We start from the raw sequence: 25728 nt of genomic DNA on the forward strand, positions 1-25728 counted from the left end.
GCGCTCCCCCCTTGTCACATCAGGATGATTTGCCTTGAACAAGCTTCCAGTTCACGATCGAGAACAGGGCAATAATCAGAAACATGCCCCAGCCAACGGCAGCACCGTATCCGAAATAGTTGTTGATAAATGACTCACGGTACAAGTAAAGTACGATGGTCATACCGGCTGCTCCGGCACCACCGTCATTTCCCACGAGCACTTGTGGTTCAGTGAACAGTTGCATGCCGCCAATCGTAGATGTAATGACCGTGAACAGGATGACGGGGCGTAGCATCGGAATGGTAATACGAAAGAAGGATTGCACAGCGGATGCCCCATCAATTCTGGCTGCTTCATACAGCGTCTGCGGGATGCTCTGAAGTCCGGCCAGATAGATAATGGCGTTATATCCGGTCCAGCGCCAGACAACCATGGAGGAGATAGCGATTTTGATGCCCCATGGTGCATTCAGCCACTCGACTACGGGAAGGCCGACCGACTGCAACAGATAGTTGAGGAAGCCGTAATTGTTCGCAAACAGTGCGCCGAAGATGATCGCTACAGCCACGATAGACGTCACATTGGGCAGAAAGTAACCGACCCGGAACAAGGTACGGAATTTGATGAAAGGCGCATGTAGCAGAAACGCAATAATCAGAGCGAAGAAAAGCATGGGAATGGTCGAATAAATCCAGATCATAAACGTGTTGCCGACCGCTTGCCAGAACTCGGCATCCGTAAGCATATATTTGAAATTGTTCAAGCCGTTATACGTCATCACACCGATACCGTCCCATTTATGAAAGGCCAGATAGAACGAGAAGGCAATCGGGAATAGGCCAAACACGGCGAACAAAATGTAAAAAGGCGAGATGGCAACATAGAGCGCACGATGCTCCCATATACGGGCCCAAAGTGATTTTTGCCGGTCTAGATCGGGCTGGAACGGACCGGAATCAGGGGACGTGCGAGGTTCGGTGACAGCCATAACAACTCCTCCTTTACGGATAACGAACCACATCAAACGAGATCCAGTGAAGCTAATAAATATAAGTGATAACCGTTGTGATCAAATGCATGCTTTAACGCTGTAATGCCCGCTCGACGCGGTGCACCGTATCCGACCAGACTTGCTGTGGATCAGCGTCCTGTTTGGCGATATCATTCAGCCGCCGGGTGATAATGTTGTGTACAGACGGATATCGTTCGCCAAAAAAGGCATCCGGCACATGCTGTGCAGATTCAGCAAATATCGGACCTGTTGCTTGCCCGCCGAAGAAAGATTCCTTTTCTTTCATGGTTGGTTTATCAAACACGCTTGGGGCTGATGGGAACAGGTTGAGTGTCTGGTACTGCTCCAGTTGGTTTTCTGGGCTTTGCAGCCAGCGAATCAATTCAAAGGCCTCCTTTGGATGTTTGCTTGATTTTAAAATGGAGAGAAAGGAGCCACCATTATTGCCATCTCCCCCAGGAGCGCGCGTAACACGCCATTTGCCTGAAGTATCCGGTGCCGCCTCCTGGAGTACTTGCTTCATCCAGACGGCACCAACAAACGAAGCAATTTCGCCGTTATTCATCGCTGCATTCCAGGTGGGTGTCCAGCCGTCAGCGTTAGCAAGCAGTTCTTTTTCCTTGAAAGCAACCGCTGTATCCCAGCTTTTGTGTACAGTAGGAGAATCCATGCCGATAAACGACCCGTCTGGACGGAAATAACGTTCTGAAGCTTGAGAAAGAACTTGATTGTAAACGCTTCCAATGTTATCGGTCAGAAACACCTTTCCGGCAAACTTCTCCTTGATCTGCTCTCCGGCAACAGCATAGGCATCCCAGTTATCGATCTGGCGTGCAACCTGCTCCGGCTCGGAAGGTAGCCCTGCTTCCTTGAACAAGTCTGCGCGATAGAAAAGTGCTGTTGGCCCCGTATCCATCGGAAAGCCGATCATCTGTCCATTTGGCGTCACGCCCTGCTTCCATTTCCACGGCAGATACTGGTCTTCGACCTCTCCTGCGCCTAGATCGTACAGGTTATAGAAGCGATCCTCGCTTGGGAATAACTCCATGATCCAGTCGTTGAGTGCAACGATATCTGGCTCACCTGAACGTGCAGCGAGGGTCGTTTTAAGCTTGGCTTTGAAATCCCCGCCGATCTTCTGCGCAGTCAGTTCAATATTCGGGAATTTCTCTTTGGCCTTGGCAATGAGTTTGTCGTCAATGGATCGATTCCAGTACCACAATGTAAGCGCTACCTTTTTACTGGATGCTGAATCATCCTGTCCCGGCCAGATGGAGCATCCGCTGATTAGCAGGACACAGACCATGATGATGGCTATCCAACAAGTTCTTCTACGGCGTTTCATAGGCTAACCCCCTCATCATTAGGTTTGACGCAAGAAGTATCAAGGACTAAGGCTGGGCTTCGTGGACTACACCAATAGTGTATGAGCAGTTTCTAAACTCATACCCAATATTCCTCGAATGAAACACATGGTTTGTGTCCATTGCGTAACATAAATTTAGTAGTTACTTTAAAAATAAAAGTTACTTGACACAATATAATTTTTATTCTAAACTAACTTACATTAAGTAACTAATTATAGTGAGGATTATATAGATACGTAATATTTCGCTGTGAACAGAGCTTGAAAATAAGATGCTTTGAATTTATTGCGTCAGTAAGTGATCCAAAATCAAAGCGGTTGCGAATGCATAATATTATGGCACAATTTGAGATGAAGATGCTTAACAGGAGGAACGAACGATGATCAATTCACATATTATTCAACTGCTTGCCCCTAAAATCCAGACTTTTCCGAGTGGAAAAGAATTCATACATTTGGTGGGGCCCATTAAACTGCCGGTCAATCTGGATGGGGAAACGAGAACATTTCAGTGGTACAGCTGGCTGAAAACGGATAAAGCGATGGAAAGCGGCGAACTGATCGCATCTCTTGCGGGTGCTGAACTGGCAGAGCGTCAGCAATCCAGCGTGCTGGTATATGGCGACTTTGCTGAGGCGCAGGATGCGTTGATTCGTATGCATAGCATCTGTCACACGGGCGATATCTTTGGCAGCAAACGCTGTGACTGTGGCTTCCAGCTGGAGCAGTCGATGAAAATGATTGCGGCACATGGCGCAGGTGCGCTGTTTTATCTTGCGAATCATGAAGGACGGGGCATTGGCCTGTTCAGCAAAGCAATGGCTTACATTTTGCAGGAAGAAGGTCTGGATACGGTAGATGCGAACCTGCAACTCGGCTTCACGGATGATGCACGTAATTATGACGATGCAATTGCTGTATTGCGCGCACTTCGCTCGGCTCCGGTTACGTTGATCACGAATAATCCACGTAAGCTGGCTGCTTTGCAGGAAGCAGGACTCAATGTGGGCGGACGTGTTCCGCTATGGGGAGATCGGTCGGCATTTAATGAGAAGTATCTGCAAACGAAAGTGAACCGTTCAGGTCACCTGGCGGAAAGCGATAACTGGGCCGATGCGGGGACAGAGACACGTGTTCCACATGCACAGGCTTGATTGATTAAAAATAACGATTTGGAGTAAGATTTTGATTGATAGTAATCAAACGTAGATTGCAGTGTAGATGGGCTGTTACGGTGCTTTTCATTGAAAAGTGCAGTAGCAGTCTTTTTTCGTTGCAAGATACGTCGCTGCTTTCCTTGTTCTTCCCCCAAATAGCTTGCCGTTGGTGTGTGACGAATTATACAATATAGGCATCTGATGGATGCAGGAGGAACGATGGTGGCATTTGAGGGACAGCGTATTTTGCCAGCGGCGAAGAGTATGAAGCAGTTTGAAGCAATCATCGAAGGCCCTTATACTTACGGGGTTATGTTGGAAACGCATATCGCACAGCTGCAGAGTATGATGGAGCAGGCTCGGCGGTATGAAAAGAAGATTTTGTTGCATGCCGATCTGGTGCAGGGGCTGAAAAATGACGAGTACGCTGCAGAATATCTATGCCAGCATATTCGCCCAGCCGGCCTGATCTCAACACGTGCCAGTATCATCCAGAAAGCAAAACAAAAAGGCATTACGGCGATTCAAAGGGTATTCCTGCTGGATACCCATGCGCTGGAGAAAAGTTACCAACTGGTTGCCAAAACACAGCCGGACTATATCGAGGTATTGCCTGGCGTCATTCCGCATATTATTGCGGAGGTGTCTGAACGAACAGGTATCCCCATCATTGCAGGGGGACTGATTCGCACACCTGAAGAGGTAGAACTTGCACTCGGTGTCGGAGCGGCAGCTGTAACGACATCCAATGATGATTTGATCAAGTATTTTAAGAAATCGCTTACATTATGATTACACACTGGAGGCACAAGGTATGGAAAAATTTATTTTGGCTCTGGACCAAGGCACAACCAGCTCCCGGGCAATTCTGTTTAACCACAGCGGCGAGATTGTGCATATGGCACAGCAAGAGTTCCCGCAGTATTTTCCCAAACCGGGCTGGGTGGAGCAAAATGCCAACGAAATCTGGAGCTCCATCCTCGCTGTAATGGCATCCTGTCTGGCGGAGAGTGGCATCAAACCTGCACAGATTGCAGGTATCGGCATCACCAATCAACGGGAAACCGCAGTGGTGTGGGATAAGCAAACCGGCAGACCGATCTATAACGCAGTGGTATGGCAGTCCATACAGACAGCATCCATCTGTGATGAGTTGAAAACGCAAGGGCTGGACGACCTGTTTCATCAGAAAACAGGCTTGCTCATTAACCCCTACTTTTCGGGCACAAAAGTAAAATGGATTCTGGATCATGTCCCTGGTGCACGTGAACGGGCAGAGAAAGGGGAGTTACTGTTTGGCACCATCGACAGTTGGCTGATCTGGAAACTGAGCGGTGGGACCCATGTTACGGATGTTTCGAATGCTTCGCGCACCCTGATGTATAACATCTATGAGCTGCAGTGGGATGACGAATTGTTGGACATTCTGAACATCCCTAAGGCGATGCTTCCTGAAGTTCGTGGCTCTTCCGAGATATATGCGCATACGACAGATTACCACTTCTTCGGTCACCGGGTTCCGATCGCGGGTGCGGCAGGAGATCAGCAGGCTGCATTGTTTGGTCAGAGATGTTACATCCAGGGCAGTATGAAAAATACATACGGCACCGGATGTTTCATGTTGATGAACACAGGAGAAAAACCTGTGCAATCGGATCACGGGCTGATTACAACGATTGCCTGGGGTGTGGATGGTAAAGTTCAATATGCGCTGGAAGGCAGCATTTTTGTAGCAGGTTCAGCTGTGCAGTGGCTGAGAGACGGTCTTCGTATGCTTCGTTCGTCCAAAGACAGTGAGGACTATGCGAAGCGGGTACCTTCGACGGATGGAGTCTATATGGTACCTGCCTTTGTGGGACTCGGGAGCCCGTATTGGGACAGTGATGTGAAAGGGGCGGTATTTGGCCTTACTCGCGGCACCACGAAGGAGCATTTTATCCGTGCTGCACTTGAGGCGCTGGCTTATCAGACCAAGGATGTACTGGAGGCCATGGTAACTGATTCTGGGTACCCTGTACATATGCTACGTGTTGATGGGGGTGCGGCGGCGAATGATTTCCTGATGCAATTCCAAAGTGATATTCTGGGTATTCCTGTGGAACGCCCGTCAGTGAACGAAACGACAGCTCTCGGTGCAGCCTATCTGGCAGGCTTGGCCGTCGGGTTCTGGTCAAACGTAGATGAATTGAACCAGCACGATCATACGGAGCGAGTCTTTGAGTCTGTGATGGCCAAGGACGAGCGGGAGCAGTTATATTTCGGTTGGCAACGAGCAATCAAGGCGGCCATGGCTTTTAAATAAAATAGAAAACGGACGTAAGCCTCCCTAAAATTTTAAAAATGGTCATTTGTACTTTTTCATTAAACATATGTTATAAATGATATTTACTGGTGGGAAATGACGCTTGATTTACAGGGATTATCTTCCTGGATGGAGGGGATGTATTGTCCACAATAAGGAAAATTGTAGATTTAGTGGATTGCTTTGAAATTCCATCCTTGCACAAAAAAAGTTTTTTGAATTTTTTTGAATAATGTGTCAAATCAGGCCTTCACGCCACCGAAAATCTGTGATAGGATTAGGTTACAAGTTAAAAAATGATGTCTGGAGATCGGGAGGGACCACGTGCGTTCAGCAATTGCTGAACGAATGACGTGGTCCTTTTTTTGTTGTTTTTTAGAGAAAAATAAGGGGAATTATGGAGGGGTCGTACATGACAGCAACGTTCTCGGCGGCAAAACGAACCGAAGTTATGGAACAAATGTCGAATGCACATTTTGACGTATTGGTGATTGGTGGAGGCATTACGGGTGCAGGAATTGCTCTGGATGCGGCATCTCGTGGATTGAAGACGGCGCTTGTGGAGATGCAGGATTTCGCGGCAGGCACATCGAGCCGTTCCACAAAACTGGTTCATGGCGGCTTGCGATACCTGAAGCAGTTTGAAGTGAAGATGGTAGCCGAAGTTGGAAGAGAGCGGGCAGTGGTTTATGAGAATGGGCCACATGTAACGACACCAGAACCGATGTTATTGCCCATATACACGGGAGGCACGTTTGGCCGTTTCAGTACATCTATGGGTTTGATGGTGTACGACCGGCTTGCTGGAGTGAAGCGCAGTGAGCGTCGTCAGATGCTGAGTGCCAGTGATACATCTGCAAGTGAGCCTTTGCTGCGGAAGCAGGGACTGCTGGGAGGCGGACGTTATGTGGAGTACCGGACGGATGATGCGAGACTTACGATTGAAGTCATGAAGGAAGCGGTGCGGCACGGGGTGCTGGCTGTTAATTATATGAAAGCAACTTCTTTTCAGAAAGAGAATGGAATGATTACAGGCATTCATGTGATGGATCAACTAAACGGAAATAGTTATAAGCTTATGGCGAAAAAAGTGATCAATGCATCAGGGCCATGGGTGGATACCCTCCGTGAAGTGGATGGCTCACGCCAGGGCAAAACGCTACAGATGACCAAAGGCATTCATCTTGTATTTGACGGAGCCCGGTTCCCGCTACGGCAAGCGGTTTATTTTGATACGCCGGATGGACGCATGGTCTTTGCGGTGCCGCGGGATGGCAAAACCTATGTAGGTACAACCGATACCGTATACCGTGATGACCCGGCTCATCCGTTCATTTCGGAGTCAGACCGTGATTATGTCATTGATGCAGTGAACGGCATGTTCCCGGATGTCCAGATTCGTGCAGAGGATGTGGAATCAGGCTGGGCAGGCGTGCGTCCACTGATCCATGAAGAGGGCAAAGGCCCTTCAGAGATTTCGCGTAAGGATGAGGTTTGGGTATCGGATTCCGGCCTGATTACTATCGCTGGAGGCAAACTGACGGGATATCGCAAAATGGCCGAGATGGTCGTGGATCTGGTCGCACGTCAGATGCACCAAGAGTTCGGTTACACTCCGGGACCATGTGTAACCAAGAAGATGCCGATCTCCGGGGGAGATGTTGGCGGCTCAGCCGGATACGTCACGTACACCGAACGCAAGATCAAGGATGGCGTCGCGTTAGGTCTGGACCGGAAAGCAGCGGAACGGCTTGCTCGTACGTATGGCTCCAACGTGGATGCGCTATACGAGCGTATGCCTGATCCACGAACCAAGGCAGAGCTTCACGGCATGTCACAGGAGCTTTTGTTGATGCTTCGTTACGCGATGGAGGAAGAGATGGCGGCAACGCCAGCCGATTTCTGGGTACGCCGAACGGGGGATTTATTTTTCCGCATCGATGAGGTACGCCGTTATAAATCAGCAGTCAGCATATATATGGCAGAACAGCTTGGCTGGTCAGAACAGCAGGTAGCAACCTACGCTAAGGAATTGGATCAACTGTTGCTGGAAGCATCCGGCAAGAGTTAGAGGAGCAGGAATTTGCGGAACTGGGTCGAATGGAACATGTAAGCGCGTAACAGAGAGGGGATCACATCCATGACATTACAGATCGGAATCATAGGAACAGGTTGGTTTAGTAAAGTACACGCAGATATTCTTACACGTATGGAAGGTGTTCGTGTCGCAAGTATATGTGGAACAACACTCGAAAAGGCAGAAGCGATGGCCTCCGTATATGATGCAGCGGGTTACGATGATCTTGAACATATGTTGGATAATGAGAAACTGGATGCCGTATACATCTGTGTACCTCCCATGTCTCACGGATTCATTGAGGCAGCGTTGATCAAACGGGGCATTCCGTTCCTGGTGGAAAAACCACTGAGCACAGGAATGGACGTACCACTCCGCATACTGGAGCAAGTGCAACAGTCTTCTTTATTAACCTCTGTAGGATATCACTTACGTTACCAGGGTGCTGCGCAGGTCATGAAACAAGCCATGCAGGAGCAAAAGGTGGGTATGGCTCTGGGGCGCTGGATGGGCGGTATGCCTGGCGTTAGTTGGTGGCGCCGTCAAGATGGATCTGGAGGTCAGTTTGTGGAGCAGACGACCCATATCGTGGATCTACTGCGTTTCTGTGCAGGCGAAGTGACGGAAGTCTATGCCGTAGCAGCCCAGCGCAGCATACATGAGAAACATGAGCATGTGACGGTTGATGATGTCGCTAACGTGACGCTGAAGCTGGAAAGCGGCGCGATTGCGAGCATTGCGAATACGTGTCTACTACCTGACGGTGAGGGTGGAGCAGGGCTGCAATTCTACACGGATGCCGGTGTATGGGACTGGACACCCGACCGTCTTCTGTTACCGAGTGCGGCGTCACATCCGATGGCAGGACTTGAGGTTTCAGCTGGACAGAATCCCTACGAACGTGAGAATGAAGCATTTATTCATGCACTTCGCACGGGGGATCGTTCCCGCATTTTGTCCGATTACGCAGATGCCTGCCGTACACAGGCAATCACCGTCGCTGCTCAGGAATCCGTGGACTCCGGTCTGCCTGTAAAACTCCAAGCTTAAACAGATCGTTAGCGCACAAAAACGCCTGCGACCCGAACCATGTTCTCTGTGGTTCCGGATGCAGGCGTTTTTCGTATGCTTGCAGCTACCTTGCAGGGGGCAGCAATGCAGGTGTTAACACGGTAACGGGTCATAACATGTATTAGGACTAGTTCGATTGTTGCTGTTCTTTTAACCAGTCCGAGGACCAGCTGTAGATTTGATTAATGACAGGTTCGATCGCTCTACCTTTAGGGGTGAGTTCATATTCCACACGGGGCGGAATCTCGGGATACATATGCCGGGTTACAATGCCTTCCGTCTCCATCTCTTTCAGCCGCTCCGATAACAGCCGTCCGCTAATCGCCATCTCGGCCTCCAGTTCCGTGAACCGTTTTGGTCCGGATAACAGCTGATACATAATCAGCAGCACCCACTTTTTCCCAATTATGTCCATGGCTTGTGTAATCAGACAAGGGCTTGGAGATTTTACTTTTCTCAACTTCAACGTGTTTCACCTCGATTCATGGCAAATGTGCAATACAACCTATATAAAAGGACAAAAGTTTCTGCCGCTCTGAAAAATAAAAGCACCTTCAAGTGAAGGGGCGTCACTACAAAATATACTGTAACATACCTTTTGTATGTATTATACATCATTTCACGAAAAATTACTTGATGAAATTATCTTATTATTATATACTCACTTCATAAAAGTAAGTTTGTGAGTAATAATGCGTATTATAAATGTACATATCATTTCCGGGTGAGTAGTCACGCATGAGACCAGAGCAGTGGATAAACATCGGGAATTTGAACGTTATTAAGGTTCTAGTAAATCTTAGTAAACTACAGTTTCTTCTAGGGAACTTTTACATAGATAAGTGCTTACATACTGTATTATACTGATTTTTGTGCAGAAAAGATTAGCGATAAGTTAAAGCTTCTCAAAATAACATTTGAATGAATGGGAGATGAAAGATATGAAAACGGTGTTGGGATATGTTTTTTTGGTGGTGCTGGCGGGTGTTTTCATCATGACGGGATATACAAAAGTTACGGGAGCGGAGATGATGATTGATACCTTCGAGAGTTTCTCTTACCCTACGTGGACAATGTATTTGATCGGTGTGTTGGAACTGCTTAGTGCGGTTGGGTTGCTCATTCCGCGTACGCGTATCTTAGCTTCCGGAATACTAACGTTTATTCTGATCGGAGCTGTAGGCAGCCATCTAATCTATGCACAATATGCGGCTATACCGCTCCCAGCAGTATTGCTTGTAGCAAATATCGTTGTGTTACTGGTTAGTCTGCACAGACTGGAAGAAGAAGAGAGCAATATGGATATGGTTCAGGCTTAATCAAAGTATGGAAATGCTTATTCAACATGGCTAAGCTTAGGCCTGTCATGCAGGGAGTTACATAGCCGGCAATTCATTTTCATGAATTGGGATTACGTCCGTTATCCATTGCAGGATGTGCTTGCAATGATCTGTTAGATTCAAGCACATCCTCCCCGCACATTAGATACTTCGTTGACCGCGTTTAACGATTCGTTGTGTATGTTTGGTATCCGATTGTTCGATCCACATGGCACATGTCTGCCGAACCCAATCCGGGTTTGTCTTACTGGCATCGTTCAACCAGTTGCTGACGGAATCCTGTACATAGGGGTGTGCATCGGATTTCACAGGGGATAATAAGGGAAGGGCAATCTCCGGATTATCTTTCAAAGGCTGGATGTGTTTCGCCCATACCCCACGAGGGCGTGTAGATTCAATAGCAAAGCGACGAATCATTGGGTCCGCGTCGATACTCCACGGGATTAAATCGTGCAGAGCCGTTGATAAATCTGCGCGGATGGAATCCCGCACAGCCATCCAAGCGATTTCTCTTACACCAAAGTGGGTATCCGCTGCAAACGGGCGGATCTGCTTCAGCTTTTCCGTCAATTGCAGATGGGGGTTCAGCCCAATGATATAAGCTGCCCAGCAGCGAACACTGTCTGAGCGGTGATTTGCTAAACATATGAAAAGGTCTGTTTCTTTCTGTCTTGGTATTCTCTCCATATATTCCAGCCAGAGTGAACCTATTGCAGGGATAACTTTCATGATACGCTGTTGTTCCTTCGGCTCTAGTTTTCCATAGACATCCTGTGTAGAGAGGGGAACATCAAGTTCGCGGGTGATCTGTTGCAAGAGAAGAATATGGTCTACCGCCAGCCATTCCGTCAGATTCACGGATTCAATCGTCCCGCTTTGTAACAGATGGCGAACATGTTCTGGAATTTCTACGGCTTTACGCGCACCTTTGCGAATCAGAATATCTTCGGCAATGATATTGTCAGGGTTAGCTTCCATAGTTTGGCCTCCTTGCTTGTCTGCACTCATTTATACATAAAGTACAATAAAACAGGCGCACAGGGATGTAAGGCAGCTTACAAGTTATACGTCTTGCAACGGGGAAATCAATTGGCGAAAGGCCCTGAGTTCACTTGCATGGATAGAAGCTGATTTGAATCCGGTACGGATACGGCCTGATTGCGATAGTTCTTTTATAGCCGCAGTAACCGATTCTCTGGAGGCTCCTGCCATCCAGGCAATCTCCTGATGTGTAATGGTACACTGAATCAGGCAATATTCATCCTTTTGCGTCCAACCCATCTGCTCGGCCAACCGACATAAACTATGAATAATTTTGTCATGCAAATTCCCGAGTGCAAGAGTCTGTGTCAGCTCACTCATTCGCTCGATTCGTTCACTCAGCACATGCATCATCCTCATCATAAAGGCCGGATGATCGATTAAAAACTGCTCGAATCGGTTTCTGTCCATCAGGCAGATGTCGCAGATCTCCAGCGTTTCAATATATAAATCACGTGTGCCGAGAGAAATACCCTTCATTTCTCCAAAAACATGACCTGCACTCAACATATCCACCGTAAATTGTTTTCCCTCAGGGCTTAATGTATACAAGCGAATTCTGCCCCGTTTGACAAAATAGAAACCTTCTGTAAATGTATCCGGTCTCTGAATGGTTGTATGTTTAGGGAGTGTTGTTATCGACGTCATGCTGTCCATCTCAACGAGATCGGCCTCGGATAAGGAGGACATGAGGTCGAATTGAGACAAATACAAAATTTTATTCATGAGGCTCCTTTCGCTCACCATATAAAATGATAAAAAAAGAAGAACCCGATGAAGCCAGGGTTCTTTGGCAGCGTGCTAACCGTCGTTGAGGGAGTACGCTGTTTATTTATGATGATATACCGTTCTAGCTATAATAACTTTTTTAGTTGAGAGACACGTCCCTGGCTAATGCCAAGTTTCTCCGCAATTTGCTGTTGAGCGAGTCCAGGATGCTGTTCGATAATCTCTTTCATCTGTTGCAGCATGCGCGCCGTCTTTGGCCGCAGGTCGGGGTAGTCCTTGCTCGCAGCAGCATCTCCTTCTTCCCAAGAGGAAGCTGAGGCAGCAGCGGGTTTGGTAACAGGACGTTCTTTGGGTGCAGAAACCTGTTTGTTTTCAGGTACGAACCAGTCGGGAGTGTCATCTGGGTGTTTTAATTGAATCGCACAAGTCCGGCAGATGAATTGCTCTTTGAAATACATTTCCGTATCCACGTCACCGCAAAAAATACACAATGTTGATTTGTACTTTCTTAAAATCAACTCTTTCCCTTCAATGAAAAATTCAAGCGGATCGCCGATATGGATTTCCATTGTATCCCGCATCTCTTTGGGAAGGACAATTCGTCCGAGACGGTCCAGAGATCTCTTCATTCCGGTTCTTTTCATCGCATCTCCCCCGCAATATTAACATTAAAACCTGTCCTTATTGTAAGGAAGAAAGGGCTTTAATACAACAATAATATTTCAAAAAAAAGGGATTATTCCAACTATTATGGGAAAATAAGTTTGGAGAGCGCGGGAGCGACGGCTAAAGTGAAGAGCGCAGCCAAAACCATGGAGATACTGGAGATCGTTCCGGTCAATGAACTCAGTTCAAAGGCTTTCGAAGTCCCCGTGCCATGAGCACCTGTTCCGAGGAGGGTACCGCGCGCAATTTCGCCATCAATACGAAGCATTTTGACGATGGAAGGCCCCATAATAGCTCCAAGCAGCCCCGTCATAATCACGAATACGGCCGTAACTGCCGGGATTCCCCCGATGGAAGCTGATACATTCATCGCAATGGGCGTTGTGATCGAGCGCGGAATCAGACTGTGAATCAAGCCGGAGTCGAGGTGCAACCATTTTGCAAGCATAGCCGAGGAGAGTACGGCAACAACCGATCCGGTCATGACACTGACGACAATTTCGGAAATATGTTTTTTGAGCACATGGAAGAAGGTGTAGAGCGGTACCGCAAAAGCGACCGTAGCAGGTTGAAGCAGAAGGCTAAGCCATTTGCCTCCGCTACTGTATGCAGCATAATCGGTTCCGGTTAATAGGAGTACGCCTACAACGAGCAGCGGCGTAATAAGTAGCGGTGACAGATATACTTTGGGCAGACTGCGATACATTCTTTTGGCAACCATGTAGATTCCAACCGTTAATAGCAAACATAAAAATCCAATCATCCGGTGTGACGCTCCTTTCGTTTGGCAATACGTGTAGCAACGAGGCCGGTGCAGGCCATAACCAGAAACGTGCTTAGCAGCACGATAAATAAAATCTGCAATCCGTCATGCTCCAGCATAGGCATGTAATTCATGATGCCAACCGCCGACGGGATAAAGAATAACAGCAGTTCACCAAGCAGCCATGCCGCTCCGACTTCAATCCACCGCAGCTTCACCACGCCAGTTTGTAGCAAGATGAACAGCACGACCATTCCGAGAATGGAGCCAGGTACAGGCAGGTGGAGAGTACGGGCCAGCAGGTCCATAAGCAGTGAAAAAACCATTAATACCGCAATTTGTGCAATCCCGATGCCCCATTTTTTCACGCGAATCCCTCCTTGTATATCAACATGTGTCTGATCAATTTAAATCGTATGATTATGAAAATGAATGGAAACGTTGCTTCGTATCACAAATTTTACAGCGCAATCTTTCATGAGTAAAATGCATATTAAGAATGTTTTCTATTCCTTTTATCTATAGTAGTAAAAAAGATGTGGCCAGAAGGACAGGAGGGGGAGGAAACGATGGATATTCGACATTTGCAATATTTTCTCGAAGTTGCCCGGCAGCAGAGCTTTACAAAGGCCGCCGATGTTTTGTATATCACCCAGCCTACGATTAGTAAGACGGTTAAAAGTCTGGAGGAGGAACTGGGCGTGACCCTACTGGATCGATACGGTAAACAGGTACAGTTAACGGATGCGGGGCATGTCTTTTTTCGGCAGGCGCTGGAGATTGAAAAATCGTTCCGCAGTCTTTCGTCCGAACTGGACGATCTGATGAATCTGAAGAAGGGACATCTGCGCATCGGTCTGCCGCCGATGGTGGGATCAAGCTTTTTTCCGATGATTATCGGTGAATTCCACAAAGCGTATCCACAGGTGAGCATCCAATTGTTCGAGGATGGGGCGAAAAAAGTAGAGGCCGATGTCATCAGTGGTGCGCTGGATATCGGTGTTGCGGTGTTGCCAACGGTAGATGAACTGCTCGATCATTTTGTGTTTGTTCAGGAAAAGCTTAATCTGCTCGTGCACCCTTCGCATCCGCTTGCTGGAAAGAAGTCGGTGGCGCTCCATGAACTGGAACAGGATGCCTTTGTTTTGTTTAGGGAAGATTTTGCGCTCCATGACCGCATTATTGCGGCTTGCCAGCAAGCCGGATTCCAGCCGCGCGTGGTGTATGAGAGTTCCCAGTGGGATCTGCTAAGTGCGATGGTTGCTGCGAATCTGGGTGTGGCTTTGCTGCCGGAGACGATCTGCCGTGAGGTTGATCATATGCGCGTAAGGATCATCCCCGTTATTGAACCGGTCATTCCTTGGCAGCTCGGCATGATCTGGCGGAAGGATCGATATCTGTCTTTTGCTACCCGTGAATGGATCGGATTTACCCAGTCCATGCTGGGGGAACAGAGAGTAAAGTCGATTACTAGGCCTGAGCATCCGTAGGTTAGTTATCGTTTGGAGTTCCGTTATGAATGATCGGAAGCCCGTTAATCAATCACTAATGACCTGATTAACGGGCTTTTTCATATGACATGGTATGGATAATGACTATACAACACTTGTATTGGAATTTTATTGGAATTATTTTTTTGATTTTTCCAGTTTTATCGATCTTTTCTTCTAATTTTATTGTCATTTCAACCGATATAAAGATACTGAGGGGGTGTGCTTTAGGAAGATATTAGTAAGGAAAGCATACAAGATTGCTGGAAAAAGATAATTACAAACTGGGTTGGTGTCTGAGCGTTCAGAAGTTAGATGATTTGAAGTCTGTGAAAGTTATACAGAGTAGAGTGCGCGTTGATTACATATATTTTTCATCTATGACGTGTGAAGTATGAAGTATGCAGCTCGAATTTCAAAAGAGATTTCGAGGTAAGTATGTCTGGATTGAGCGCGGTAATTGACTTGAATGGTTTCTCGTTATGCTGTCTTGGCTGCCAATTATTCCGAATTCGAAAGGGTTGTGTAAAGTTGAAGAAACGTACTGCAAATAAAGGATTCAAGTTGTCTATAGTGATTGGTTTAATGACGATTATGCTGGTGGCTTGTGGTAAGCCGTTAACCGAAAAACTATACTCAGAAACGGTACCCGAGGATATTAAAAATAGCACTGAAATCACGCAAGAAGATAAAGATCTCTTGGGAAAGGCTATTTTATATTCAATGGGTAGCAATACGGATCTTTCTACTAAAACGGTGGGACAAATTATAACCGATGAGAAGCAAAGACAGCTGAAGCTTGAGGAAGAAGAGAAGAAGAGACAGGAAGAAATCAAAAGAAAACAGGAAGAAGCTGAAGCAAAGAAACAAAGTCAATTGAAACTGTTGGATGAGTCTGTGCAGGTTGGTTTAATCAAAAAAAGTGTGACATTGAAAGACACGAATAAATGGATCTTCAGCGACGTTATACATATGACGCTTGACTTGAAGAACATTTCGGACAAGGATATTAAAGGGTTTCAGGGAGTCATTACCTTCAAAGACATGTTTGATAATGAGATCAAGTCACTAAACGTTAAATATGATGAACCCATCAAATCTGGAGCTTCCACGTCTTATGAGGGTAGTTTCGAATTAAATCAGTTTATGGATAAAGATACTGAACTTAGGGAGACACCTTTAGAAAAAATCAAGGTTGAGTTTGAGATGGATCAAATCATCTTTGGTGACGGCAATATTGCGAAACGTTCGGATATTGAATAAGCGGGTTCCAGGTATTTAATTGAATAAATGAGTCTACTAAAGTCTCTTCATCATATGAAGAGGCTTTTTTGTATAAAAGTGCAGGATGTAGAGGGATGAATAACGTAGATATTGTTGCTACATTGGCTTACCTCCATAGCTATAGCATTAGATAAATCGTCGGATCATTGATACAATATAGACACAATACTGGTGGAGGTGTGGGACTTATGAAACTGCGGGTATCCGCTGTACAATATCAATTGCAAACGATCGGTTCATTTGAGGAATTTGCTGCTCAGGCTGAGCATTACATACGGACAGCTGACGAATTCGGAACGGAATTTGTGCTGTTCCCTGAATTTTTCACAACTCAATTAATGTCCATTGGAGACGCACAGGGGAATGCGTTAACCATTGAAGATTTGCCTGATTTTACAGAGCAGTATGAGCAGTTATTCATCTCGCTTGCTGCTAAATATAATATGCATCTGATCGGAGGCACTCACGTTATCCGGCGGGAAGGCAAGCTGTACAATACAGCGCATATGTTCTACCCGGATGGGCGGATTGCACGCCAAGCGAAGATTCATATTACGCCAACCGAAGTAACAGAGTGGAATATGGCTGCGGGTGATGGACTGGAAGTGTTTGATACAGACAAAGGCCGCATTGCGATGCTGACTTGTTACGATATTGAATTCCCCGAAATTGTACGAATGGCGAAAGCCAAGGGAGCAGATGTGATTTTCTGTCCTTCTTGTACGGACGACCGCCACGGATTTTACCGGGTACGGTATACGAGTCATGCTCGTGCGGTGGAGAATCAGATTTACGTTGTATTAACGGGAACGGTGGGCCATCTGCCTACAGTGGATTTCATGCGTGCCAATTATGGACAAGCTGCGATCATTACCCCGAATGATGTGCCATTTCCGCCGCGTGGCATTCTGGCGGAAGGTGAGATTAACAATGATATGATTGTAACCGCCGATCTCGACCTGAATTTGCTGTACGAGGTGCGTGAACGTGGCTCGGTAACAACCTGGCGTGACCGTCGTACGGATCTGTACACCGATTGGGAATAGATCTGCTTTTGGAAGCTGAATAGAACTAAACAAAGGAGGGATTAGGCAGGATGTATGTTAAAGAAATGCTGATAACTCCACCCGATGATAGTAGTAAACATGGTAAAGCCAAAGCGGTCATCCGCAATTATGCGGCCCATGACTTTGAAGAGCTTATTCGTATTCAGGCGGAGAGTTTTCCGCCACCATACCCGGAGGAACTGCTTTGGAACCAAGAGCAGCTCAGCAGCCATGTTCAGCATTATCCTGATGGAGCCATCTGCATCGAAGTGGATGGGGAACTGGCTGGCTCGATGACTTCACTACGAATGCAGTCGGATGCTGCGCACCCATCCAGCCATACGTGGGCAGAGGTCACAGATGATGGATATATCCGCAATCACCAGCCGGATGGGAACACGCTATACATCGTTGACCTCTGTGTCCGCCCGAAATATCGTAAGTGGGGGCTGGCTCAGCTCATGATGCAGGCGATGTACCATCTTGTGATTGCACAGGGGATGGATCGTTTGCTTGGGGCGGGGCGGATGCCTGGATATCACCGGGTGGCTGAGCAAATGACAGCACAACAGTATCTGGATCAGGTTGCCGCTGGAGAAAGGCATGACCCGGTTATTTCTTTTCTGCTGCGATGCGGCCGTATGCCTGTTGGTGTGGCTACCGATTATCTGGATGACGAGGAATCTTGTCATTATGCGGCTCTGATGGAGTGGCGTAATCCGTTTAAATCAATACATATCTAAATAGGGAGGTTTTTAATCTATGGAATTTACACGTATTACATCTATTCAGGACCCGTTGTTCGCTCAAATGCATAAGTTGATGCAGGAAATTTTCCCGCCAGAGGAAGTGCTGGATTTCCCGTTATGGGCTGAACCACTGGAAGACCCGGGCATTCGGGTGTTTGTCGCTGTACATGAAGGACAAGTGGTTGGTGCGACGGAGTACCGTTACTATGAGGACTGGAACGTGGCCATGACTGATTTTACGATTATCGGACGAGAAGGCTTGGGAATCGGCGCATTCCTGGCGAATCATCGCAAGCTTGATCTGCAGCAGCTCGCCGCTGCCAATGGCAAAACGTTGTTTGGCATGTTTGCCGAAATCTACAATCCATATCTAAGCCAGGATCATGCGTTTGGCGGCATCAAACCGATGGACCCATACGTGCGCCGCGAAGTGTTGTCACATCTGGGGTATCAGCGTCTGGATTTCCCGTACGTGCATCCATCCTGGCAAGGAGACGGTGAAGCGGTAGGAGGCTTGGATCTGTGCTTTATGCCAGGCGATGAGTCCCTTTCGGAGCTGCCATCCAGTCTGGTTGCCGATTTCCTGAATCGGTACTATGCTGTGCTTCCAAACAAACCGCAGGAATGGCTGGCTATGGTGGAGCAGTTGAGCGCGCGTGAGTCCGTGGCATTGCGTCCGTTGTAAGCTGATTCACAGCAGCCGATATAGAGGGATAGGGTGCTGAGAACATTTAAACCTATAGAAGCAAAAGGTCATAGATGGAGTAAAGGTAAGAAGTATAAGAGTGGAGTTATGGTTCTAATGCTGAGTTAGAAATGGATATGAATTCAGTGCTGGTGCTGGAGTTGGAACTGGAACGAGGCGCTAGTGTAACTAAAGTTTAATTTTAAGTACCCGTAATTCAGGCTGTTTCCGTTCTGAATTACGGGTACTTATTTGTTCCATGTAGAGCAACTTAGGCTTTCCTCAATAAAGCTGAATAAAGGGCGAGGGAATGCGTTAACGATCTCAGAAAGCCTTATTTAGGCATTTGAGCACACTTTCAAAATCTAACGATCAGGGGAGAGCTTATTTTAGCGAAAAGGGGCTTATTTTCAAGCTATTACTGTGAAAATTTCCAAAATAACGTCTTCTGAGATCGTTAGATCTCCAGAAAGGGCAAAAAGCCCCGAATAAGCTCCACTGAGATCGTTAGAATTTCAATGAATACTAGATGTTTCATGTTATACCCGACATTCATGCCAACTCGTAACCTCGCGCCACTAACTTCGCAATTCATGCATATGCGAGAGCCCCGTACTCTGCGATTAGGATTCCGTGAGCAACCCCGCGAATTCATGTTGTGTGGCTGTTGAACTCGGCGGTACGGATACGCAACTAGGGTTTCGGAAATCCCGGCTCCAGCAACTTCGCTTATGCGTAACTCGCCAACTTCACTCCACTCTCTTTACTCGATCGTATATGTGGTCACAAATGAAGGTCGCGGGAACATGGTTGGTTTCTGCGCGGTCAGGCCTTCACTTGTGCTGCGATTGCGGTGAGCGTGGTTGTAGGCTTGCGACTGTTGCCAGCCTTTGAAATGTTCTTCTGTTTGCCATAGAGTCAGTACGACATATGTATCCCCCTTAAGCGGACGAAGTACACGAATACCGACAAATCCAGGTTCATCTTCTACTTTGCGAGCACGATTTTTAAAACGTTCCTCAAAATCAGCTCGACCATCTTCGGTAACGGGAATGTTGTTCAACACAGCGAAGCCGCCGCCTGTCCATGACCCTGCATCGTCAAATGCTTCATAAGCAGCCACCTGTTCATCTGATTCAATATGCAGCAGGCGATCGGTGGTTTCTATAGCGAGAAGTACCTGACCTTCAGCACGTAGTGTCAGATGTGGATATGCCGCAAGCGCATCGGGCAATGGAGATGGAACTAGATAAATATACATAGGAAGTCTGCCTCCTCTTAAATACGTAAACACCATAATAAGTTTGACTATATTTTTACACGCGAGAACGTAGAGGACAGAAATAAGCTGGAGAAGCAGAGCGTTCGCTTTAACAGCGATCGAAAGATGGTTCTGTCATCGAAGTGTCCAAGTGTAACGTGAACTAGTTCAACTTATACAACTCAACATAGCATATGGGAACGGACGAGTCCAATTTGCCAAAAATCTGGTTAGAGGAACCCGTTTCGTGATAAAGTAGAACCACTACAAGCAGAACGGGTGATCGTATGAAAACAACAATCCGGATATCAGTCAGGCCGCTGGTCGAGTATGTTTATCGGAGCGGCAGTATCCGTCCGGGATTTCGCACCAATGCATCGATGCAAGAGGGAACGCGAATTCATCAGCGTGTGCAGAAGACATATACCGAAGAAGATTTAAAAGAAGTTGTACTGGAAGCCGAGCTTCAGCATGGAGATCTAACCTACGTCATTGAAGGCCGATGTGACGGCTTGATTCGCCTGGAGGGGCAATTAACGGTGGATGAGATCAAATCCACGGCGGGTAACCTGGACGAGCTGGAAGGTGGCCTCGACGTGCACTGGGCCCAGGCGAAGATGTATGCCTACATGTATGCCGTTCAGCATGATGAGCCGCGGATGCAAGTGCAGTTGACGTATGTGCATTCGGTGAAGGGTGAAGAGCGGCGGTTTCGCCGCGTGGCGGAGCGGCAGGAACTAGAGCAGTTTGCAGCAGAAGTCATCGCCGGCTATGCACCGTATGCGGAGATGATTGCTGCTTATGAAGCGGAGCGGGACGTTAGTGTGCGCGAGCTGCCGTTTCCTTTTCGCAAATACCGGGAAGGACAGCGTAAGCTGGCAGGTGCAGTGTACAAAACGATTCGTGAAGGACAGGGACTTATGGCCAAAGCACCTACAGGCATTGGCAAAACCATGTCCGTGCTCTTTCCTACGGTGAAAGCCATCGGTGAAGGTGAGGCCAGTCGTTTGTTCTACCTGACCGCGAGAACGACTACGAGAGTGGCGGCGGAGGAAGCTTTTGCCCGGATGCAGGCGGAAGGGTTGAACATGCATGTCGTCAGTTTGACGGCAAAGGACAAAATTTGCTTCAAGGACGAGGAAGCCTGCGATACAGGGCAGTGCGGCATGTGTGAAGGGTATTATGACCGAATTAATGGTGCTGTGCTGGACATGCTGGAACATGAAACGTTGATGACACGGCCCGTCATTGAGCAGTATGCCCGCAAACATCGGGTGTGTCCGTTTGAGTTCTCGCTGGATGCGGCATATGCAGCCGATGCGGTGATCTGCGATTATAACTACATTTTTGATCCGCGTATCTCACTCAAACGGATGCTGGAGGAACAGAAGCGCAAGACGGTGTTGTTGGTGGATGAGGCACATAATCTGGTGGATCGTGGGCGTATGATGTTCTCGGCAGAGCTGGAAAAAGCCGTATTTCTCGATGTCAAAAGAGAGTTCCAGACGCTCGGTAGCAGTGTACCTGCCGCCAAAGCGATTGTGGACTATACCGGAGCCATCGACAAGTATCTGATCACCCTTCGTAAGAACGGCGGAGAAGAGGGCAAGATCATACAGCAAGAAGCGCCAGAGGAACTGATTGAACGGCTTGAGCCATTTGTCATGGTGGCGGAGCAATGTCTGGCCGAGGGTGGGTCTGGCAATGCTGAGATGGATCAGCTGCTGCTCGATGCCTATTTTACTGCACAGAACTTCGTACGAATTGCTAGGCTATATGACGAGCGTTTTATCACCTATGCAGAGTGTGTACGAAGCGAGGTACGGGTGAAACTGTTCTGTCTGGACCCGTCTTTGCTACTGCGTCAGACGGCGAAGGGCTTCCGCTCGACTATTCATTTCTCGGCAACCTTGTCACCTCTTCGTTATTACCGCGATATGCTGGGGGCAGAGGAAGAAGACTACACATTGCAGATTCCGTCTCCGTTCAACCGGGAACAGCTGGACGTTCGGCTCATGCCTCTGTCTGTACGTTATAAAGACCGGGAGCGGTCCAAACGCCCGATTGCCGAGATGTTACAGCAACTCGTATCCGAGTGGCCGCGCAGCAACCTGCTGGTCTTTTTCCCTTCCTATCCGTACATGCGCGAAATCTATCAGGCATATACACAGCTTCCGGGGGCCAGCGATGCGGATACGGTGATGCAGGAGCAGGGCATGAACGAGCAGGAGCGAGAGCAGTTCCTGGCGGCTTTCCAGCCGCATCCTGAGCGCACACGTCTTGTTTTTGCGGTGATGGGCGGCGTGTTCTCGGAGGGGGTCGATCTGCCGGGAGACCGTCTGAATGGCGTTGTCGTTGTAGGAGCAGGGCTGCCACAGATTGGTCTGGAGAATAACGTGCTCAAGGATTACTTTGACAAGTCGGGCCGCAACGGCTTTAACTACGCCTATGTATTCCCGGGCATGAACAAAGTGCTTCAGGCTGGAGGCAGGCTCATTCGAACCGAAGAAGATAAGGGTGTACTCGTGCTAGTTGATGACCGTTTCACGCAGGAGCCGTACCGTTCTCTTTTACCTGACGAATGGATGGATTATAAACGGATATGATGCTGTTTACGTTTTTTATGTGTTTATCGTGCTATTTTCAGTGCTTTACGAAAAATTTTCTTTGAATTTCTTAACATTCTTTCATTTTCATGATTGAAACATAGGGCAATCGGGTTATAACTTGGTTAGCACGAACGAACAACGGCGATACCCTATCCGTTCCGCGGTCCGCTTCGAATGCAAATCAAGGAGGTCGGTTTGTGATGAAGAGAAATCATACCATGATGCAGTTTTTTGAATGGCACTTGGCTGCTGACGGCAATCATTGGAAGCGACTGGCTGACATGGCCCCGGAACTGAAAGCAAAAGGCATAGACTCTGTATGGGTGCCTCCTGTAACGAAAGCAGTGTCTGCAGATGATACAGGTTATGGCGTGTATGATCTGTACGATCTGGGTGAATTTGATCAAAAGGGTACGGTACGCACGAAATATGGCACCAAGCAGGAACTGGTGGAAGCCATTGCAGAATGTCAGAAGAGCGGCATTGTCGTTTATGTGGATCTTGTAATGAATCACAAGGCTGGAGCAGATGAGAAGGAAGTTTTTAAGGTGATCGAGGTTGATCCCAACGACCGGACGAAGGAAATTTCCGAACCGTTCGAGATTGAAGGCTGGACGAAGTTCACATTTCCAGGCCGGGGCAATGAATATTCTTCCTTCAAATGGACATCCGAACACTTCAACGGCACCGATTTTGATGCAAAAGAAGAACGTACGGGTGTGTTCCGCATTGCTGGCGAGAACAAAACCTGGAATGAAAACGTCGATGATGAGTTTGGCAACTATGATTATCTGATGTTTGCCAATATAGATTATAACCACCCGGATGTACGGCGTGAGATGATCGAGTGGGGGAAATGGCTGATTGATACGCTGCAGTGTGGCGGGTTCCGACTGGATGCGATCAAACATATTAACCATGAGTTCATCAAGGAATTTGCTGCGGAGATGATCCGCAAACGCGGGCAAGATTTTTACATCGTCGGTGAGTTCTGGAATCCCAACCTGGATGCTTGTCGTACCTTTTTAGACACAGTGGATTACCAGATTGACTTGTTTGACGTATCGCTTCACTATAAATTTCACGAGGCCTCGTTGGCGGGACGCGATTTTGACCTTTCCAAAATTTTTGAGGACACCTTGGTTCAGACTCATCCAACCCATGCGGTGACTTTTGTAGACAACCATGATTCACAGCCTCATGAGGCGCTCGAATCCTGGGTTGGCGATTGGTTCAAGCCGAGCGCGTATGCACTGACGTTGCTGCGTCGTGACGGATATCCCGTCGTCTTTTACGGCGATTATTACGGGATTGGCGGACCTGAACTGGTGGAGGGCAAAAAAGAGATTTTGGACATTCTGTTGTCAGCTCGTTGCAACAAAGCCTATGGAGAGCAGGAAGACTATTTCGATCATCCCAACACCATTGGTTGGGTTCGCCGCGGTGTGGAAGAGATAGAAGGCTCGGGTTGCGCAGTGGTCATCTCGAACGGAGATGACGGTGAGAAGAGAATGTTTGTCGGAGAGCATCGTGCAGGGCAAGTCTGGGAAGACCTGACCGGTAGTTGTGAAGATTCGATCACCATTGAGCAAGATGGCTGGGCTACGTTCCACGTCTGCGGCGGAGGGGTGTCTGTCTGGGCACTGCCGGAAACGAGCGAGGACTGTGGCACTGGCACGGATACAGACACTGTAAATGCAGAGTAATGCTTGCTCCGCTCCGCAGAAAGCTTAAGCTGAATGCTGATATAGACATTCGAATGGTGGAAACGGGATTGAGAATTGCCCGAATAACTGTGGGCTCATATTTGCGGGAGAATGTCCCGGTATAGTCGGTACGCCACGAATTAAAAAGTTGATCTGATAAAGAATTGCAAGCAAGGATGAAGCCACTTGAAGCTGAACTGGATCCCACTTGTTCGATAGTATCCAACGAGTGAAGGAAGTTCGGACAGACACGCTGTAGCGTGCTGATTCAGGTGGTTTTTTCTATTTAGAAAGTCTGAGTTTCTAGCTTGAAATCTTGGGAATTCTAATGTAAAGAACTCTGATTCGAACTTGGGGGCTCTGGAATTTCTAACGATCTCAGGAAACCTTATTTGCCCCCAAACCGGGTTATCGTAAATCTAACGATCCCCAGTGAGCTTATTTTACCGAAATTCAGTCAAAACGGTATCATTTACAGAGAATTCACCCAAATAACGTTTCTGGTGATCGTTAGAATTAAAAACCTCAAAATTTATGCCGAATAAGCTCTCTGGTGATCGTTAGCGTAAAATGCCTTTCTGAATTACTCTCCAATTTCAAAGGACTCCAGCGTGCCGGCCATGCGCAGATCTTCCGCGTACGTACGGTTGAATGCCGCACGTTTGGCCGCATCGGCATATTCATCATGATAATGCATCAGTACCGTTTTCCGTCTCACTTCAGCGGGCAGCTGCTCCAAATCCTTCAGTGACGTATGGGATTTAATCACCAGGTCATGCATGTGGCATTCATGGAAAATCAGTTGCACATCGGGGGCGACCTGTTCCACTCGCTCACGATTCAGCGTGCTGTCCGCACTATAATAAAAATAAGGCTTCGCCATCAGCCCGTTGCTGACCATGCCGGGAACATGCTGTGTGCGAAATGTCTCAAACGTGACCCCGCCGAGCTCGAAACTTCCGCCATCCGGCAGTGGAATCACGTCATAATAGTCACTCATTGTACGCTCGCCGTCCGTTGTATACCGCATGCCTGGAGAAAGGATGTTCCACAGTGGATCAACCAACTCTTCATGAATGAACAGGCGTGGTTTGCGATCCCCGACAATCTGGGAATAATAGCCCAGCATCTGCACCCCGTTAATATGATCCTCATGCAGATGGGTGATAAACACATTATGAATGCCTGTCATCGCGAATCCGTATTCCTTGAGCGCTTTGGCATTGGACTCTGGAAAATCAATGACCAGATGCGTATCGCCGAATTCAGCGAGCATACTGTTGTGATGTTGTTCTACACTAAACATATCTCCTGTACCCAGAAAAGTAATTTTCATTTTCATCAGGTTTCATCTCCTTATTTTGGCGAAAGTAAGATCGCTTAGGGTCAGGC

Annotated in this window: 23 protein-coding genes; 13 read left to right on the forward strand and 10 right to left on the reverse strand. The window is 47.7% G+C overall.

Annotation, left to right across the window (positions count from 1 at the left end; all coding sequences use genetic code 11):
- Positions 1 to 19 precede the first annotated feature (19 nt).
- Together ABIE27_RS06015 and ABIE27_RS06020 are read right to left on the reverse strand one after the other, a co-directional pair.
- Positions 20 to 970, reverse strand: a complete 951-nt coding sequence (locus ABIE27_RS06015) for a carbohydrate ABC transporter permease (protein WP_429350113.1) — start codon at positions 968 to 970, stop codon at positions 20 to 22.
- A gap of 94 nt (positions 971 to 1064) precedes the next feature.
- Entirely contained in the window at positions 1065 to 2339 is a 1275-nt protein-coding gene (locus ABIE27_RS06020; RefSeq protein ID WP_123064080.1) for an ABC transporter substrate-binding protein, read from the reverse strand.
- A 401-nt stretch (positions 2340 to 2740) separates the two neighbouring features.
- Here ABIE27_RS06020 and ABIE27_RS06025 point away from each other — a divergent pair, with 401 nt between their 5' ends.
- The 5 genes from ABIE27_RS06025 to ABIE27_RS06045 all read left to right on the forward strand — a co-directional run bounded on the left by ABIE27_RS06025 (position 2741) and on the right by ABIE27_RS06045 (position 8946).
- The gene (locus ABIE27_RS06025; RefSeq protein ID WP_123064081.1) at positions 2741 to 3514 is read left to right on the forward strand and encodes a GTP cyclohydrolase II; all 774 of its coding nucleotides are present in this window, start codon (positions 2741 to 2743) and stop codon (positions 3512 to 3514) included.
- Positions 3515 to 3739: 225 nt separating this feature from the next.
- Positions 3740 to 4309 (forward strand): glycerol-3-phosphate responsive antiterminator, encoded by a 570-nt coding sequence (locus tag ABIE27_RS06030; protein ID WP_123064187.1) that lies wholly within the window; start codon positions 3740 to 3742, stop codon positions 4307 to 4309.
- A gap of 22 nt (positions 4310 to 4331) precedes the next feature.
- Positions 4332 to 5819, forward strand: coding sequence for a glycerol kinase GlpK (gene glpK, locus ABIE27_RS06035; protein ID WP_123064082.1), 1488 nt, complete (start codon positions 4332 to 4334; stop codon positions 5817 to 5819).
- A gap of 412 nt (positions 5820 to 6231) precedes the next feature.
- Positions 6232 to 7890, forward strand: coding sequence for a glycerol-3-phosphate dehydrogenase/oxidase (locus ABIE27_RS06040; RefSeq protein WP_123064083.1), 1659 nt, complete (start codon positions 6232 to 6234; stop codon positions 7888 to 7890).
- A 69-nt stretch (positions 7891 to 7959) separates the two neighbouring features.
- Positions 7960 to 8946: a Gfo/Idh/MocA family protein gene (locus tag ABIE27_RS06045; protein WP_429350114.1), complete on the forward strand. Its 987-nt coding sequence runs from the start codon at positions 7960 to 7962 to the stop codon at positions 8944 to 8946.
- 148 nt (positions 8947 to 9094) lie between these two features.
- On the opposite strand, the gene ABIE27_RS06050 is transcribed toward ABIE27_RS06045, so the two are convergent.
- The gene (locus ABIE27_RS06050; protein ID WP_123064188.1) at positions 9095 to 9382 is read right to left on the reverse strand and encodes a winged helix-turn-helix transcriptional regulator; all 288 of its coding nucleotides are present in this window, start codon (positions 9380 to 9382) and stop codon (positions 9095 to 9097) included.
- Positions 9383 to 9908: 526 nt separating this feature from the next.
- Here ABIE27_RS06050 and ABIE27_RS06055 point away from each other — a divergent pair.
- Positions 9909 to 10286, forward strand: a complete 378-nt coding sequence (locus ABIE27_RS06055) for a DoxX family protein (RefSeq protein ID WP_161556911.1) — start codon at positions 9909 to 9911, stop codon at positions 10284 to 10286.
- A gap of 162 nt (positions 10287 to 10448) precedes the next feature.
- Here ABIE27_RS06055 and ABIE27_RS06060 read toward each other — a convergent pair whose 3' ends face one another.
- The 5 genes from ABIE27_RS06060 to ABIE27_RS06080 all read right to left on the reverse strand — a co-directional run bounded on the left by ABIE27_RS06060 (position 10449) and on the right by ABIE27_RS06080 (position 13874).
- A complete protein-coding gene (locus tag ABIE27_RS06060; RefSeq protein ID WP_192895081.1) occupies positions 10449 to 11285 on the reverse strand; it encodes a DNA alkylation repair protein in 837 nt (278 codons plus the stop codon).
- 84 nt (positions 11286 to 11369) lie between these two features.
- Positions 11370 to 12074, reverse strand: coding sequence for a Crp/Fnr family transcriptional regulator (locus tag ABIE27_RS06065; RefSeq protein WP_123064086.1), 705 nt, complete (start codon positions 12072 to 12074; stop codon positions 11370 to 11372).
- A 128-nt stretch (positions 12075 to 12202) separates the two neighbouring features.
- Positions 12203 to 12721: an AbrB/MazE/SpoVT family DNA-binding domain-containing protein gene (locus ABIE27_RS06070; RefSeq protein ID WP_429350115.1), complete on the reverse strand. Its 519-nt coding sequence runs from the start codon at positions 12719 to 12721 to the stop codon at positions 12203 to 12205.
- Between the two features lie 104 nt (positions 12722 to 12825).
- Positions 12826 to 13506 (reverse strand): CidB/LrgB family autolysis modulator, encoded by a 681-nt coding sequence (locus ABIE27_RS06075; RefSeq protein WP_429350116.1) that lies wholly within the window; start codon positions 13504 to 13506, stop codon positions 12826 to 12828.
- Complete coding sequence (locus ABIE27_RS06080) at positions 13503 to 13874, reverse strand: CidA/LrgA family protein (RefSeq protein WP_123064089.1); 372 nt, start codon at positions 13872 to 13874, stop codon at positions 13503 to 13505. Before ABIE27_RS06080 ends, ABIE27_RS06075 begins: the two co-directional genes overlap by 4 nt.
- 201 nt (positions 13875 to 14075) lie before the next feature.
- Between ABIE27_RS06080 and cidR the strand changes: the two genes are divergently transcribed.
- The 5 genes from cidR (at position 14076) to ABIE27_RS06105 (ending at position 18760) form a co-directional block, all read left to right on the forward strand.
- Complete coding sequence (gene cidR / locus ABIE27_RS06085) at positions 14076 to 14996, forward strand: cidABC operon transcriptional activator CidR (RefSeq protein WP_429350117.1); 921 nt, start codon at positions 14076 to 14078, stop codon at positions 14994 to 14996.
- A gap of 531 nt (positions 14997 to 15527) precedes the next feature.
- Positions 15528 to 16259 carry a hypothetical protein gene (locus ABIE27_RS06090; protein ID WP_429350118.1) on the forward strand — a complete coding sequence of 244 codons (732 nt, stop codon included), beginning with the start codon at positions 15528 to 15530 and terminating at the stop codon, positions 16257 to 16259.
- Positions 16260 to 16468: 209 nt separating this feature from the next.
- A complete protein-coding gene (locus ABIE27_RS06095; protein ID WP_123064092.1) occupies positions 16469 to 17326 on the forward strand; it encodes a carbon-nitrogen hydrolase family protein in 858 nt (285 codons plus the stop codon).
- Between the two features lie 50 nt (positions 17327 to 17376).
- The gene (locus ABIE27_RS06100; RefSeq protein ID WP_429350119.1) at positions 17377 to 18069 is read left to right on the forward strand and encodes a GNAT family N-acetyltransferase; all 693 of its coding nucleotides are present in this window, start codon (positions 17377 to 17379) and stop codon (positions 18067 to 18069) included.
- A gap of 19 nt (positions 18070 to 18088) precedes the next feature.
- The gene (locus tag ABIE27_RS06105) at positions 18089 to 18760 is read left to right on the forward strand and encodes a GNAT family N-acetyltransferase (RefSeq protein WP_429350120.1); all 672 of its coding nucleotides are present in this window, start codon (positions 18089 to 18091) and stop codon (positions 18758 to 18760) included.
- A gap of 763 nt (positions 18761 to 19523) precedes the next feature.
- Here ABIE27_RS06105 and ABIE27_RS06110 read toward each other — a convergent pair.
- Positions 19524 to 20021: an antibiotic biosynthesis monooxygenase family protein gene (locus ABIE27_RS06110; RefSeq protein WP_429350121.1), complete on the reverse strand. Its 498-nt coding sequence runs from the start codon at positions 20019 to 20021 to the stop codon at positions 19524 to 19526.
- Between the two features lie 287 nt (positions 20022 to 20308).
- On the opposite strand from ABIE27_RS06110, the gene ABIE27_RS06115 reads away from it, so the two are divergent.
- Entirely contained in the window at positions 20309 to 22627 is a 2319-nt protein-coding gene (locus tag ABIE27_RS06115) for a helicase C-terminal domain-containing protein (RefSeq protein WP_429350122.1), read from the forward strand.
- Positions 22628 to 22830: 203 nt separating this feature from the next.
- On the forward strand, positions 22831 to 24336 hold the full coding sequence (locus tag ABIE27_RS06120) for an alpha-amylase (protein ID WP_429350123.1): 1506 nt from the start codon (positions 22831 to 22833) through the stop codon (positions 24334 to 24336).
- A 583-nt stretch (positions 24337 to 24919) separates the two neighbouring features.
- Here ABIE27_RS06120 and ABIE27_RS06125 read toward each other — a convergent pair.
- Complete coding sequence (locus ABIE27_RS06125; RefSeq protein WP_429350124.1) at positions 24920 to 25678, reverse strand: MBL fold metallo-hydrolase; 759 nt, start codon at positions 25676 to 25678, stop codon at positions 24920 to 24922.
- Positions 25679 to 25728: the final 50 nt, after the last annotated feature.

The organism is Paenibacillus sp. 4624 (assembly GCF_050435065.1).
In the GTDB taxonomy this organism is placed as follows: Bacteria; Bacillota; Bacilli; order Paenibacillales; family Paenibacillaceae; genus Paenibacillus; species Paenibacillus amylolyticus_D.